Raw genomic sequence first — 15,135 nt, forward strand, 5'->3', positions numbered from 1 at the left:
GCAAAAACGCCCGGATTGCTCCGGGCGTTTCTCAATCTCGGCGGGGCTTCAGAGAGCCCCTGCACTGCCCGCCTTATTCGGCGGCCGGAGCCTGATCCGTCATGTCCTGCAGCATCTGGTTCGCAGAACCTGCACCGGTGCCCTTGCGGCGTTCCTCGAGAATGAGGTCGTCGCGCGAGGTGGCGATGCGGCGGATCTGCGTCATGGTGCCGCCGGTACCGGCCGGGATGAGACGGCCGACGATGACGTTTTCCTTGAGACCCTGCAGCGTGTCCGTCTTGCCGGCAATCGCAGCTTCCGTGAGAACCTTGGTGGTTTCCTGGAAGGATGCGGCGGAGATGAAGGACGGCGTCTGCAGCGAAGCCTTGGTGATGCCGAGCAGAACCGGCTCGCCATAGGCAGGCTTCTTGCCCTCTTCGATCAGGCGGTCGTTGTTGTCATCGAGCTCGATGCGATCAACGTTGTCACCAACGATGTACTGGCTGTCGCCAGCATCGGTGATTTCAACCTTCTGCAGCATCTGACGAACGATCACCTCAATGTGCTTGTCGTTGATCACAACGCCCTGCAGACGATAGACTTCCTGGATTTCGTTCACGAGGTAGGAAGCCAGAGCCTCCACGCCCTTGATCGCCAGAATGTCGTGCGGCGCCGGGTTACCGTCGAGGATGTATTCACCCTTTTCGATATAGTCGCCTTCCTGAAGGTGGAAGGGCTTACCCTTCGGGATCAGGTATTCGACCGGCTCGACGCCATCTTCCGCAGGCTCGATCATCACGCGACGCTTGTTCTTGTAGTCGCGGCCGAGGCGGATCGTACCATCGATCTCAGCGATGATGGCGTGATCCTTCGGACGACGGGCTTCGAACAATTCCGCAACGCGCGGCAGACCACCGGTGATGTCCTTCGTCTTGGCGCTTTCCAGCGGCGAACGTGCAAGCACGTCACCCTGGGAGACCTTCGCACCCGGCTCGACCGACAGGATGGCGTCGACCGAGAGCTGGAAGCGGGCTTCGCCACCACGGGCCAGCTTCGCGACAGCGCCGGACGCGTCCTTGATGACGATCGCAGGCTTCAAGTCCGAACCGCGCGGCGTCGAACGCCAGTCAATGACCTGACGCTTGGTGATGCCGGTGGATTCGTCGGTTGCTTCCAGAACGGAGAGACCATCGACGAGGTCTTCGAAGTGAACGGTACCTTCGACTTCCGTCATCATCGGACGGGTGTAGGGGTCCCACTCCGCAAGACGCTGGCCACGCTTTACCTTGTCGCCATCATCAACGAAGATCTTCGAACCGTAAGCCACACGCTGTGTGGAACGTTCCGCGCCGCGCTCATCCAGGATCGTAACGGACATGTTACGGCCCATGGCGATGAGAACGCCTTCGGAGTTCCGCAGGATGTTGCGGTTCTTGATCTGGATCGTGCCTTCATAAGACGCTTCAAGGAACGACTGGTCGACCACGTTTGCCGTACCACCAAGGTGGAACGTACGCATGGTGAGCTGCGTGCCCGGTTCACCGATCGACTGAGCGGCGATAACGCCAACGGCTTCGCCCATGTTGACAGGCGTACCGCGTGCAAGGTCACGACCGTAGCAGACGCCGCAGACACCAACCTGCACTTCGCAGGTGAGCGCCGAGCGGATGCGAACGGACTGGATGCCAGCCTTCTCGATGGCAGCCACATCGGCTTCGTCGATCAGCGTACCGGCCTTGACGATGTTCTCGCCGGTGACCGGGTTGTCGATGTCGTCGAGAGCCGTACGACCGAGGATACGCGCGCCGAGCGAAGCAACCACCTGACCGGCATCGACAATGGCCGTCATGGTGAGGCCCTTGTCGGTGCCGCAATCCCTGGAGTTGACGATGCAGTCCTGCGCGACGTCGACGAGACGACGCGTCAGGTAACCCGAGTTCGCGGTCTTCAGGGCGGTGTCTGCGAGACCCTTACGGGCACCGTGGGTCGAGTTGAAGTACTCGTTAACGGTCAGGCCTTCCTTGAAGTTCGAGATGATCGGCGTCTCGATGATTTCACCCGACGGCTTCGCCATCAGGCCGCGCATGCCGCCCAGCTGACGCATCTGGTTCGGAGAACCACGAGCACCCGAGTGAGACATCATGTAGATGGAGTTCATCGGCTTCTGGCGGCCCGTTTCCGGATCGAACTCAACAGCCTTGATGCGTGCCATCATCTCCTCGGCGACCTTTTCGGTAGCCTTGCCCCAGGCGTCGACAACCTTGTTGTACTTTTCGCCCTGGGTGATGAGACCGTCATTATACTGCTGTTCGTATTCCTTCACGAGAGCTTCGGTGTCGCCAACGATCTTCACCTTGCTGTCAGGAATGACCATGTCGTCCTTGCCGAACGAAATGCCGGCGCGGCAGGCATGGGCAAAGCCGAGCTGCATGATGCGGTCACAGAAGATGACCGTGTCTTTCTGGCCGCAATGACGGTAGACCGTGTCGATCATCTTGGAGATGTTCTTCTTGGTCATTTCCTGGTTGCAGACGTCGAAAGGCACGTTGACGTTCTTCGGCAGAAGTTCGCCAATCAGCATACGGCCGGGGGTCGTCTCATGGATCTTCGAAACCGGCTTGCCATCGGCATCCACGGTCTTGAAGCGGCCACGGATCTTGGCATGCAGCGTCACGACCTTGTTTTCAAGCGCGTGATGCAGCTCACCGATGTCGGAGAAGGCCATGCCTTCGCCCGGCTCGTTCTGGTTCATGATCGACAGGTAATACAGGCCGAGAACCATGTCCTGCGAAGGAACGATGATCGGGTGGCCGTTTGCCGGATGCAGGATATTGTTGGTCGACATCATCAACACGCGCGCTTCCAGCTGGGCTTCCAGCGAGAGCGGTACGTGAACAGCCATCTGATCGCCGTCGAAGTCGGCGTTGAAGGCCGTGCAGACGAGCGGGTGCAGCTGGATGGCCTTACCTTCGACCAGCATGGGTTCGAAGGCCTGGATACCCAGACGGTGCAGCGTCGGTGCACGGTTCAGCAGAACCGGATGTTCGCGGATGACCTCGTCGAGGATATCCCAAACTTCAGGCTTTTCCTTTTCAACCAGCTTCTTGGCCTGCTTGACGGTCGAGGAGTAACCCTTGGCGTCGAGGCGGGCGTAGATGAACGGCTTGAACAGTTCGAGCGCCATCTTCTTCGGCAGGCCGCACTGGTGCAGCTTCAGTTCCGGACCGGTCACGATGACCGAACGGCCGGAATAGTCGACGCGCTTGCCGAGAAGGTTCTGGCGGAAGCGGCCCTGCTTGCCCTTGAGCATGTCGGAAAGCGACTTCAGCGGACGCTTGTTGGCACCCGTGATGACGCGGCCGCGACGGCCGTTGTCGAACAGCGCATCGACGGATTCCTGCAACATACGCTTTTCGTTGCGGATGATGATGCCAGGCGCACGAAGCTCGATCAGGCGCTTCAGACGGTTGTTACGGTTGATGACGCGGCGATAGAGATCGTTGAGGTCGGACGTCGCAAAACGGCCGCCATCCAGCGGAACCAGCGGACGCAGGTCCGGCGGGATCACGGGAACGACCTTCATGATCATCCATTCCGGACGGTTGCCGGATTCCATGAAGTTCTCGACGATCTTCAGGCGCTTCATCAGCTTCTTCTGCTTGAGATCGGACGTGGTCTCAGCAAGTTCGGCACGCAGGTCGCCGGCGATCTTTTCGAGGTTCATCGAAGCCAGCATCTCATAGATGGCTTCAGCGCCGATCATGGCGGTGAACTGGTCTTCGCCGAACTCGTCGACGGCGATCATGTACTCTTCTTCCGACAGAAGCTGGTTCTGCTTCAGCGAAGTGAGGCCAGGCTCGGTGACGATGTAGTTCTCGAAATAGAGAACGCGTTCGACATCCTTCAGCGTCATGTCGAGCAGGGTCGAGATACGCGAAGGAAGCGACTTCAGGAACCAGATGTGGGCAACCGGCGCTGCGAGCTCGATGTGGCCCATGCGCTCACGGCGAACGCGCGACAGCGTGACTTCGACGCCGCACTTTTCGCAGATGATGCCCTTGTACTTCATGCGCTTGTACTTGCCGCACAGGCACTCGTAGTCCTTGATCGGTCCGAAGATGCGCGCGCAGAAAAGACCGTCACGTTCAGGCTTGAACGTACGGTAGTTGATGGTTTCCGGCTTCTTGATCTCGCCGTAGGACCACGACAGGATTTTTTCCGGCGAAGCAATCGAGATCCGGATGGAATCGAAATGCTGCGCAGGCACCTGAGGATTGAAAAGATTCATGACCTCTTGGTTCATGCCTTGTCTCCTTGAGAGGCTAGCTGCTGCCCCTGTTTGCATCTGGACCGGCTTCTTCCCGGGTCGCCGTCCAGAGCTCTAAATACGGATTAACCGCACAATGCGGCGAAAGTGTCCCGAGCCGGCAACGACCGCCCGGGAAACCGGCAGGCGCCCATGCAGGCGCCCGCCTCTCTCAATTTTATTCCGCCGCGTCGGGCAGCTGGTCTTCCGGCTGGTTCTCGAGCTTCGAGTTTTCCAGCTCGACGGACAGGCCGAGCGACCGCATTTCCTTGACGAGAACGTTGAAGCTCTCGGGGATACCGGCTTCGAAGGTATCGTCGCCACGGACGATTGCTTCGTAAACCTTGGTGCGGCCGGCCACGTCGTCCGACTTGACGGTGAGCATTTCCTGCAGCGTGTAAGCCGCGCCGTATGCTTCCAGAGCCCAGACTTCCATTTCCCCGAAGCGCTGACCGCCGAACTGCGCCTTGCCGCCCAGCGGCTGCTGGGTAACGAGCGAGTAAGGGCCGATCGAGCGAGCGTGGATCTTGTCGTCGACAAGGTGGTTCAGCTTGATCATGTACATGTAGCCGACGGTCACCTTACGGTCGAACGGCTCACCGGTACGGCCGTCGTAAAGAACGGACTGGCCGGATTCATGCAGACCTGCCTTTTTCAGCATCGCCGCAACGTCAGGCTCATGCGCGCCGTCGAAGACCGGGGTCGCGATGGAAACACCGCGCTTGGCTTCTTCGGCAAGCTTGACGAGCGAGTCGTCGTCGAAACGCTGAACCTCGTCATTGGCTTCAGACGCGTAGATTTCCGTCAGCTCGCTGCGAAGCTCGCTGATGTCCATCGTCTTGCGATACTCTTCGAGCATCTCGCCGATCTTCTTGCCCATGCCTGCGCATGCCCATGCGAGGTGGGTTTCGAGGATCTGGCCGACGTTCATGCGCGAAGGCACGCCGAGCGGGTTCAAGCAGATGTCGACATGGGTGCCGTCTTCGAGGAACGGCATGTCTTCGACCGGAACGATACGCGAAACGACGCCCTTGTTACCGTGACGGCCGGCCATCTTGTCGCCCGGCTGGATCTTGCGCTTAACGGCAACGAAGACCTTGACCATCTTCATGACGCCCGGAGGCATTTCATCGCCGCGCTGGACCTTTTCGACCTTGTCCATGAAGCGCTGTTCAAGGCGCGACTTGGATTCGTCGTACTGACCGCGAAGTGCTTCGATCTCAGCCTGAGCCTTCTCGTCCTCGACGGCGAACATCCACCACTGCGAGCGGGGATATTCGGAGACGACGGCGTTGGAGAGCTCAACGCCCTTCTTGAAGCCCTTCGGACCGGCAATCGAAACCTGGCCACGCAGCATGTCGATCAGACGGCCGTAAACGTTACGGTCGAGGATCGCCTGCTCGTCGTCGCGGTCCTTTGCCAGACGCTCGATCTCTTCGCGCTCGATAGCCATCGCGCGCTCGTCCTTCTCCACACCGTGACGGTTGAAGACGCGGACTTCGACGACCGTACCGAACGTGCCCGGAGGCATGCGCATGGAGGTGTCGCGAACGTCGGAAGCCTTTTCACCGAAGATGGCGCGCAGAAGCTTTTCTTCCGGCGTCATCGGGCTTTCGCCCTTCGGCGTGATCTTGCCGACGAGGATGTCGCCCGGCTGAACTTCCGCACCGATGTAAACGATACCGGCTTCGTCGAGGTTCTTCAGCGCTTCTTCCGAAACGTTCGGAATGTCGCGCGTGATTTCTTCCGGACCAAGCTTCGTGTCGCGGGCCATCACTTCGAATTCTTCGATGTGGATGGAGGTGAACACGTCGTCGGAAACGATACGTTCCGACATCAGGATCGAGTCTTCGTAGTTATAGCCGTTCCAGGGCATGAACGCGACGAGCGCGTTGCGGCCGAGAGCCAGGTCACCGAGGTCGGTCGACGGACCATCCGCGATGATGTCACCCTTGGAGATGATGTCGCCGACGGAGACCAGCGGACGCTGGTTGACGCAGGTGTTCTGGTTCGAACGCTGGAACTTCTGCAGACGGTAGATGTCAACGCCGGACTTGCCTGCATCGAGATCTTCCGTAGCGCGGATAACGATACGCGTTGCGTCGACCTGATCGACGACGCCGCCGCGGCGAGCCGCGATGGCAGCGCCGGAGTCACGCGCAACGATCGGTTCCATGCCGGTGCCCACAAAAGGCGCCTCGGCGCGCAGAAGCGGAACGGCCTGACGCTGCATGTTCGAGCCCATGAGAGCGCGGTTGGCGTCGTCGTTTTCCAGGAACGGAATGAGAGCCGCTGCGACCGAAACGAGCTGCTTCGGTGAAACGTCCATCAGGTTGATGTTGTCCCGCGGTGCGAGCATGACTTCGCCCGAGTGACGGCAGACGACGAACTCTTCCGAGAAAGAACCGTCTTCATTAAGCGGCGCGTTGGCCTGCGCGACGTAATACTTCGCTTCTTCCATCGCGGAGAGGTAGATAACGTCGTTGGTGACCTTGCCCTCGGTGATCTTGCGGTACGGGCTCTCGATGAAGCCGTACTTGTTGACGCGGGCAAAGGTTGCAAGCGAGTTGATCAGACCGATGTTCGGGCCTTCCGGCGTCTCGATCGGGCAAATACGGCCGTAATGGGTCGGGTGAACGTCGCGGACTTCGAAGCCGGCGCGCTCACGGGTCAGACCACCCGGTCCAAGAGCCGAAAGACGGCGCTTGTGGGTGATTTCCGAAAGCGGGTTCACCTGGTCCATGAACTGCGACAGCTGCGAGGAACCGAAGAACTCGCGAACGGCAGCAGCTGCCGGCTTCGCGTTGATCAGGTCCTGCGGCATCACGGTGTCGATTTCGATCGAGGACATACGTTCCTTGATCGCACGTTCCATGCGCAGAAGGCCCAGACGATACTGGTTTTCCATCAGCTCGCCGACCGAACGGACACGGCGGTTGCCGAGGTTGTCGATGTCGTCGATTTCGCCCTTGCCGTCGCGCAGCTCGACCAGCATCTTGACGACCGCGAGGATGTCTTCCTTGCGCAGGGTGCGCACGGTGTCTTCCGCGTCGAGGTCGAGACGCATGTTCATCTTCACGCGGCCAACGGCCGACAGATCGTAACGCTCTGCATCGAAGAACAGCGAGTTGAACATCGCTTCCGCCGAATCCATGGTCGGCGGCTCACCCGGACGCATGACGCGGTAGATGTCGAACAGCGCTTCCTGACGGTTCTCGTTCTTGTCCGCAGACAGCGTGTTGCGGATATAGGCGCCAACATTGACGTGGTCGATGTTGAGAACCGGAATCTCGTCAAAACCGGACTGCAGGATCAGTCCCAGCGTCTTCTCGTCGATTTCGTCGCCAGCTTCGAGGTAGATTTCACCCGTCTCGTAGTTGACGATATCTTCGGCGAGATAATTGCCGTACAGGTCTTCGTCGGTCGCCTTCAGCGCCTTGAGGCCCTTTTCGGAGAGCTGGCGGATCACGCGCGGCGTCAGCTTCTTGCCGGCCTCGACGACGACTTCGCCGGTATCGGCGTCGATCATGTCGGTGACGACCTTGGCGTTCTTCAGCGCTTCGGGCTGGAACGGAATGCGCCAGCCGTCGCCATCGCGCTCATAGGAAGCCTTGGTGTAGAAGGTCGACAGAATGTCTTCGCCGTCCATGCCAAGCGCCATCAGGAGCGAGGTTACGGGCAGCTTGCGGCGGCGGTCGATACGCGCATAGACGATGTCCTTGGCGTCGAATTCGATATCAAGCCAGGAACCGCGATAGGGGATCACGCGCGCAGCGAAGAGCAGCTTGCCGGAAGAGTGGCTCTTGCCCTTGTCGTGGTCGAAGAACACGCCCGGCGAACGGTGCATCTGCGAAACGATGACGCGCTCGGTGCCGTTGACGATGAACGTGCCATTATTAGTCATGAGCGGCATGTCGCCCATGTAAACGGACTGTTCCTTGATGTCCTTGATGGACTTCGCACCCGTATCTTCATCGATATCGAACACGATGAGGCGCAGCGTTACTTTCAGCGGCGCTGCATAGGTCAGATCGCGCTGACGGCACTCCTCGACGTCGAACTTCGGCGCTTCGAATTCGTAGGATACGAATTCAAGCATGGACGCGCCCGAGAAATCGGTGATCGGGAATACGGATTTAAATACGGCATTCAATCCCTCGTCGGGACGGCCACCCTTGGGCTCGTCAACCATGAGAAACTGGTCATACGAAGCCTTCTGAACCTCGATGAGGTTCGGCATTTCCGCTACTTCTGGAATTTTGCCGAAAAACTTGCGTACGCGCCTGCGACCGTTAAACGAAAGGGTCTGAGCCATCGTCGCTCCTTTAAAATTGCATCCGGGCCTGCAACGGACGGGAACCGATGGCCAGTCGATCCCGTCAAGCAATGGGTAACATCAATCTCGTTCCACATCCCGGATCGATCAGGCCGGATTGCCTAGATGAGCCGGTTCGGAACCATTCTCTTGAAGAACCCATTACCCAAAAGCCGTTTTCAAGCGGCTTTTGGGTAATAAGTTTCAGAAACGATGACGACGGAAAGGGGCATTAAACCCCTTCCCGCCAGCAATCGCAAGATTACTTAACGTCAACCTTGGCGCCTGCGTCTTCAAGCTTCTTCTTGAGATCAGCAGCTTCAGCCTTGGAAACGGCTTCCTTGACCGGCTTCGGAGCGCCTTCAACGAGGTCCTTGGCTTCCTTGAGGCCGAGGCCGGTGATGCCGCGAACTTCCTTGATGACGTTGATCTTGTTGGCGCCAGCGTCAACCAGGATAACGTCAAACTCGGTCTTTTCTTCTTCCGGAGCAGCAGCAGCAGCAGCGCCGCCAGCAGCAGCAACGGCTACCGGAGCAGCAGCGGAAACGCCCCACTTTTCTTCGAGAAGCTTGGACAGTTCTGCAGCTTCCAGAACGGTCAGCGAGGAGAGGTCTTCTACGATCTTTGCGAGATCAGCCATTTTGATAGTTCCTTTTGTTCAGTTCGAACCAGTTTGAATATTTACAGCGAAAAACCGCCTTAAGCGGCTTCGTCCTTCTTGGCGTAAGCCGAGAACACCCGTGCCAGCTGGCTTGCAGGTGCTGCGACAACCGTAGCGACGCGCGTTGCCGGGGCATTGAGAAGGCCCAGCAGCTTTGCACGCAGCTCGTCGAGCGAAGGCAGGGTCGCAAGCGACTTGACTGCTTCGGCGTTGAGCGTGGTTGCGCCCATGGCGCCGCCCAAAACAACGACCTTGTCGTTGGTCTTGGCGAAATCCATGACGACTTTCGGAGCGATCATCGGGTCAGTGCTGTATGCAATCAGCGTCTGGCCCTTGAAGAGATCTGTCATCCCTTCCGACTCCGTACCCTGAAGAGCGATCTTGGCCAGGCGGTTCTTCGCGACCTTGACGGTGCCTCCGGCAGCGCGCATCTTCGAACGGAAGTCGTTCATCTGCGCAACGGTGACACCAGCATAGTGGGCCACGACAACCGAACCGGAAGCCTTGAAGACTTCGTTCAGCTCCGTGACGAATTCGCGTTTTTCCGCTCTTTCCACTGTCTGTCTCCAGTAGACGGGACCACATGATTGTGAACCCGTCGGGTTTGCCTTTGCCCCAAGGGACCTTTTTACAAAGATCCCGAGCGACGCTCGAGGATCCTGTCCCCCGCTCTGTCGCCGCAAACGGCTTCAGGCACAGGCACACCAGGTTCGAACCGGACAGTCAGGCATCGACAGATGCCTCAAATCCAGCCTCACCCGTCTCATGCGGGTTGAATGATTAAGGCCAAGTCCCGAAAGACAAGGCCACCCGCAATCTCGGACAGGAGTTCCGGGTTTCCCCGGAAATCTCCGGCTCCCTGGGAGCCGGAAATTCTTTTATTCACACCTCCGTCAGGAAGCGCGAGAATTGACTAAGCCGTAACCGACGAAGGGTCGATCTTGACGCCTGGACCCATGGTCGAGGAAATCGCGACGCGCTTGACGTAGTTGCCCTTGGCACCCGTCGGCTTTGCCTTGATGACAGCATCGGCAAAAGCCTTGATGTTCTCTTCAAGAGCCTTGGCGTCAAACGAAGCCTTGCCAACGCCAGCGTGTACGATACCGGCCTTTTCGACGCGGAATTCGACAGCGCCGCCCTTGGATGCCTTGACAGCACCGGCAACGTCCATGGTCACGGTTCCGACCTTCGGGTTCGGCATCATGCCGCGCGGGCCGAGTACCTTGCCGAGACGGCCGACGAGCGGCATCATGTCCGGGGTCGCGATGCAACGATCGAAGTCGATCTTGCCGCCCTGGACGATTTCAACCAGTTCTTCCGCACCAACCACGTCAGCGCCGGCAGCCTTGGCTTCGTCAGCCTTGGCGCCACGGGCGAAAACGGCGACGCGAACGTCACGGCCGGTGCCGTTCGGCAGGTTGACAACGCCACGAACCATCTGGTCCGCATGGCGCGGGTCAACGCCGAGGTTCATCGAAACTTCAACGGTTTCGTCGAACTTGGCGACAGCACGTTCCTTGACCATCGAGATGGCGTCGGTGAGAACGTAGAGCTTGTTGGGATCCACACCTTCGCGGATCTTCTGAATGCGCTTTGCTACCTTGGCCATGATCAACCTACCACTTCCAGGCCCATGGCGCGGGCAGAACCCTCAACCATTGCCATTGCGCCTTCGATGTCGGCTGCGTTCAGATCCTTCATCTTGGCTTCAGCGATCGTCTTGACCTGAGCCTTGGTGATGGAGCCGACCTTGGCGCCCTTGCCAGGCGTCTTGGAGCCAGAGGTGATCTTTGCTTCCTTCTTCAGCCAGTAGGTCATCGGCGGCTGCTTCATGACGAAGGTGAAGGACTTGTCCTGGTAGTAGGTGATGACGACCGGGATCGGCATACCCTTTTCCATTTCCTGCGTGGCGGCATTGAACGCCTTGCAGAATTCCATGATGTTAATGCCACGCTGACCAAGTGCCGGACCGATCGGCGGGGACGGATTGGCCGACCCAGCCTTTACCTGCAACTTGAGCTGGCCTGCAACTTTCTTAGCCATATCTCTCTGCCTTTCAATTCAAACCGGTTGCCCGGCTTCTCTTAAGCCGGATTGCTCCGGCGGCTGCGGTTGCGTGGTGCGGCGCCCTGCCCCGGCTTAAAGAGCCAGCTTGCCTTCCACGCGCTTGGGGCTTCGCCCCGCCAATCAGACCTTCTCGACCTGATTGTATTCCAGCTCGACCGGCGTAGCGCGGCCGAAAATCGAAACTTCCACCTTCAGGCGCGAACGCTCTTCGTCTACATCCTGAACCACGCCGTTGAACGACGCGAACGGACCGTCGGAAACGCGAACCTGTTCGCCGATCTCGAACGAAACCGACGACTTCGGACGCTCGACACCTTCCTGAACCTGACCGAGAATACGCTCGGCTTCATAATCCGGGATCGGAACAGGCTTGCTGTCCGAACCGAGGAAACCGGTAACCTTCGGCGTGTTCTTGATGAGGTGGTAGGCCTCATCCGTCAGGTTGGCGCGCACCAGCACGTAACCTGGAAAGAACTTGCGCTCGCTATCGACCTTGCGACCGCGACGCACCTCGACAACCTTTTCGGTCGGCACGAGGATTTTTTCAAAAAGATGATCCAGACCCTTCTGACGGGCTTTTTCTTCGATCGACTCAGCGACCTTCTTTTCAAAATTCGAATAAGCGTGAACGATGTACCAGCGCGCTGCCATTTTTTTCTCCGTTCGATCCTTCTACCGGGCCTTTGAGCGTGCCGTTACCGGCCAACGTTCAACACCAGGCTGAGCAGCCAGCCGATGAGCTGGTCCGCAGCAAAGAAGAACAGAGCCGCAAAAATGACCATCACCAGCACCATTGCCGTCGAAATCATGGTCTCGCGGCGCGACGGCCAAGTGATCTTTGACGCTTCGGCGCGAACCTGCTGCAGAAACGTAAACGGGTTGGTTTTGGATGCCATTGACTGCCCACGCAATTACGGCGCGTAAAGCCGAACTAATCAGCCCCACGCACCGCGTGTCTGTTTTGACCCTACATAAACACCGATTCCGCTTTTAACAAGAGGAAATCGACATTCGGCGAAATTCGCCGGTAAACCGGCCCCATCTGCCATGCAGCGAAAACCGCGCTTGCGAATGGAAAGTGGCAGGGGCAGAGGGGCTCGAACCCCCGACCTGCGGTTTTGGAGACCGCCGCTCTACCAACTGAGCTATACCCCTTTGTCACCTGAATCGACCGCGAAATCGCTTGGCCAATTCGGTATGCGCTCCTTTAAGGTGCAGGGAAAAGAATGGCAAGAGCTTTTTGTCACTTGTCCGAAGTTTATCCCCGCCGCGCTTTGCCCTCTTCAGGCAACGCCGTGCCGGCTCAAGGTTCGACCTATGGACTATCGACTGGATAAGCGGTCCCGGCATCGCGCTTGCGTTTGGCATGGGCGATCCGGCGCGCGACCGAGCGCTTCCACTTCTTCAGCGTCGCGAGGGAAAAGAATCGTTGCGCCTGCAGCATCCACCCGGCAAAGCCGCGCGGTGTCTTGGAGCCGTAATTGCTTCTGCCATAACCGAGATGGGTGACCTTCGTCTCGGAAAGCCAGGCCATGATTACCCCTTGATCCTTGTAATAGAGGCTGATCTCGGCTTCGCTGGCGAAACCGGCATAGCCATGCGGAAGCTTTCGATAATCGGCCAGCCGCTTCAGCGTCGGATTGAAGGTAAAGCTGTGCCAAACCCGGTGAGCGGCCGGCGGTATCTTCCAGTATCCGCGATCGCCCGGCCCCGCCGATATCTTCTTGATGGCAGCAGGCATGTCCTCATCGGTCCGCAACTGGACAAGCCCGACCTCGGGCTCACGCTTCAACACCTCAAGGCCCCGCGCAACAATTCCCTCGACCGGAAAAGTCCAGTCATCTTCAAGGTGAAGGATGTAAGGTGTCTGAACCTGCGAATAGGCCTTATCGATGGAGCGGTGCTGGCCAAGATTGACGCCGTTCAGGATAACCCTGAGCGGCTGGTCAGGGTAACGGGCGGGAATATCCAGTACCGTCGCATCGTCCGAATCTTCGATGACGATGAACTCATGCAGGGGATAATCATTCGTCGCAAAAAAAGCGTCCAGCGTTGCGACCAAAAGGTCCGGACGACGGTGACTCGTCAGAACCGCGGTTAAATCAGACATTGGAATACGCCCCTCCCAAGCGACGCACGCCGCACTTACACGCAATCGAGACGCCAGTCCTGTGGCGACCCAAAGCCAGTTGAACCCGGCCGATTTCGGCGGAACCTAAAAATTTTTGGTGTCATTATCAAGTATAAAAGCCCAGCCAGGAGAGCATACAAACAAAAACGGCGGCACCCATGGCGCCGCCGTTTTTTGTTTTATTCCACATCCGGTCGCCCGGCTGAAAGATTACTCGACGATCGAAGCAACGATGCCTGCGCCGCGTGCAAATCGCGCTTGCGCGCCATTTGCACATCTTGACTGCCGTCGGCAGGCTTACGGCATCGTTAGCGATCGTTATTCAACGATCGAAGCGACGATGCCTGCGCCGACGGTACGGCCGCCTTCGCGGATAGCGAAGCGCAGCTTTTCTTCCATCGCGATCGGAACGATCAGCTCGACGTCAACCGTGACGTTGTCGCCAGGCATAACCATTTCCGTGCCTTCAGGAAGCGTCACGATGCCCGTCACGTCCGTGGTACGGAAGTAGAACTGCGGACGGTAGTTCGTGAAGAACGGCGTATGACGGCCGCCTTCTTCCTTCGTCAGGATGTAGGCTTCAGCCTTGAACTTCTTGTGCGGCTTGACCGAACCCGGCTTGCACAGAATCTGACCACGCTCGACGCCGTCACGGTTAACACCGCGAACCAGTGCACCGATGTTGTCGCCAGCCTGGCCCTGGTCGAGCAGCTTGCGGAACATTTCAACGCCGGTAACAGTCGTCTTCGAGGTCGGACGGATGCCGACGATTTCGACTTCTTCGCCAACCTTGACGATACCGCGCTCAACGCGACCCGTCACAACCGTACCACGGCCAGAGATCGAGAACACGTCTTCGATCGGCATCAGGAACGGCTGGTCGATCGGACGCTCAGGCGTCGGGATGTAGGCGTCAACCTGAGCCATCAGCTCGCGGATCGCGTCTTCACCGATCTTCTTGTCGCTGTCTTCAAGAGCAGCAAGCGCCGAACCCTTGACGATCGGAATGTCATCGCCCGGGAAGTCGTAGGACGACAGAAGTTCGCGAACTTCAAGCTCGACGAGCTCGAGAAGCTCGGCGTCGTCAACCTGGTCGACCTTGTTGAGGAACACGACGATCGCCGGAACGCCAACCTGACGGGCAAGCAGGATGTGCTCGCGGGTCTGCGGCATCGGGCCGTCAGCGGCAGAGCAAACCAGGATCGCGCCGTCCATCTGGGCAGCACCGGTGATCATGTTCTTCACGTAGTCGGCGTGGCCGGGGCAGTCAACGTGCGCATAGTGACGGTTCGCCGTCTCATACTCAACGTGCGCCGTCGAAATCGTGATACCACGGGCCTTTTCTTCAGGCGCGGCGTCGATCTGGTCATACGCCTTGAATTCGCCGAAGAACTTCGTGATCGCTGCCGTCAGCGACGTCTTGCCATGGTCAACGTGACCGATCGTGCCAATGTTGACGTGCGGCTTATTGCGCTCAAACTTGCTCTTTGCCATGTGAATTGCTTCCTGTGAACGTGAAGTAGTTTCCCCGGCGAACCGGTTTGGTGTCGCCGTTTAAGGCTTTGTAAGCGAATGCGCAAGACTTAATTGCGAAAGCGCCTGCGCGCGCGGCTTAAGTGCACCTCGAGCCGCGTATATGGTGCACACCTGGAGGCATTTAAAGCCCGACAGGCCGT

The 15,135-nt window shown here is 58.5% G+C and carries 10 protein-coding genes and 1 tRNA gene; all 11 read right to left on the reverse strand.

Annotated features, from left to right (window positions below; all coding sequences use genetic code 11):
- Positions 1–73: 73 nt before the first annotated feature.
- On the reverse strand, positions 74–4,282 hold the full coding sequence (rpoC, locus tag ACUTJJ_RS04810; protein WP_004442633.1) for a DNA-directed RNA polymerase subunit beta': 4,209 nt from the start codon (positions 4,280–4,282) through the stop codon (positions 74–76).
- Between the two features lie 181 nt (positions 4,283–4,463).
- Positions 4,464–8,600 carry a DNA-directed RNA polymerase subunit beta gene (gene rpoB, locus ACUTJJ_RS04815; protein ID WP_063948578.1) on the reverse strand — a complete coding sequence of 1,379 codons (4,137 nt, stop codon included), beginning with the start codon at positions 8,598–8,600 and terminating at the stop codon, positions 4,464–4,466.
- Between the two features lie 262 nt (positions 8,601–8,862).
- Entirely contained in the window at positions 8,863–9,240 is a 378-nt protein-coding gene (gene rplL / locus ACUTJJ_RS04820; RefSeq protein WP_004442635.1) for a 50S ribosomal protein L7/L12, read from the reverse strand.
- A gap of 59 nt (positions 9,241–9,299) precedes the next feature.
- Positions 9,300–9,818 (reverse strand): 50S ribosomal protein L10, encoded by a 519-nt coding sequence (gene rplJ / locus ACUTJJ_RS04825; protein WP_063948576.1) that lies wholly within the window; start codon positions 9,816–9,818, stop codon positions 9,300–9,302.
- A gap of 356 nt (positions 9,819–10,174) precedes the next feature.
- Positions 10,175–10,870 carry a 50S ribosomal protein L1 gene (rplA, locus tag ACUTJJ_RS04830; protein ID WP_063948574.1) on the reverse strand — a complete coding sequence of 232 codons (696 nt, stop codon included), beginning with the start codon at positions 10,868–10,870 and terminating at the stop codon, positions 10,175–10,177.
- A gap of 2 nt (positions 10,871–10,872) precedes the next feature.
- Entirely contained in the window at positions 10,873–11,304 is a 432-nt protein-coding gene (gene rplK / locus ACUTJJ_RS04835; protein WP_027677153.1) for a 50S ribosomal protein L11, read from the reverse strand.
- Between the two features lie 144 nt (positions 11,305–11,448).
- Complete coding sequence (gene nusG / locus ACUTJJ_RS04840; RefSeq protein ID WP_003523721.1) at positions 11,449–11,979, reverse strand: transcription termination/antitermination protein NusG; 531 nt, start codon at positions 11,977–11,979, stop codon at positions 11,449–11,451.
- A 44-nt stretch (positions 11,980–12,023) separates the two neighbouring features.
- Positions 12,024–12,224, reverse strand: coding sequence for a preprotein translocase subunit SecE (gene secE, locus ACUTJJ_RS04845; protein WP_003523719.1), 201 nt, complete (start codon positions 12,222–12,224; stop codon positions 12,024–12,026).
- 183 nt (positions 12,225–12,407) lie between these two features.
- A tRNA-Trp gene (locus ACUTJJ_RS04850) sits at positions 12,408–12,483 on the reverse strand.
- A 160-nt stretch (positions 12,484–12,643) separates the two neighbouring features.
- Entirely contained in the window at positions 12,644–13,438 is a 795-nt protein-coding gene (locus ACUTJJ_RS04855; RefSeq protein WP_445541449.1) for a glycosyltransferase family 2 protein, read from the reverse strand.
- Positions 13,439–13,777: 339 nt separating this feature from the next.
- Entirely contained in the window at positions 13,778–14,953 is a 1,176-nt protein-coding gene (tuf, locus tag ACUTJJ_RS04860; protein WP_063948570.1) for an elongation factor Tu, read from the reverse strand.
- Positions 14,954–15,135 lie beyond the last annotated feature (182 nt).

It is taken from the genome of Agrobacterium sp. DKPNP3 (assembly GCF_052686535.1).

Coding starts and splice junctions, on each gene's coding strand:
- rpoB (WP_063948578.1), bottom strand. CDS start 8,600: ATGGCTCAGACCCTTTCGTTTAACGGTCGCAGGCGCGTACGCAAGTTT.
- tuf (WP_063948570.1), bottom strand. CDS start 14,953: ATGGCAAAGAGCAAGTTTGAGCGCAATAAGCCGCACGTCAACATTGGC.
- rplA (WP_063948574.1), bottom strand. CDS start 10,870: ATGGCCAAGGTAGCAAAGCGCATTCAGAAGATCCGCGAAGGTGTGGAT.
- secE (WP_003523719.1), bottom strand. CDS start 12,224: ATGGCATCCAAAACCAACCCGTTTACGTTTCTGCAGCAGGTTCGCGCC.
- rplL (WP_004442635.1), bottom strand. CDS start 9,240: ATGGCTGATCTCGCAAAGATCGTAGAAGACCTCTCCTCGCTGACCGTT.
- rpoC (WP_004442633.1), bottom strand. CDS start 4,282: ATGAACCAAGAGGTCATGAATCTTTTCAATCCTCAGGTGCCTGCGCAG.
- ACUTJJ_RS04855 (WP_445541449.1), bottom strand. CDS start 13,438: ATGTCTGATTTAACCGCGGTTCTGACGAGTCACCGTCGTCCGGACCTT.
- nusG (WP_003523721.1), bottom strand. CDS start 11,979: ATGGCAGCGCGCTGGTACATCGTTCACGCTTATTCGAATTTTGAAAAG.
- rplK (WP_027677153.1), bottom strand. CDS start 11,304: ATGGCTAAGAAAGTTGCAGGCCAGCTCAAGTTGCAGGTAAAGGCTGGG.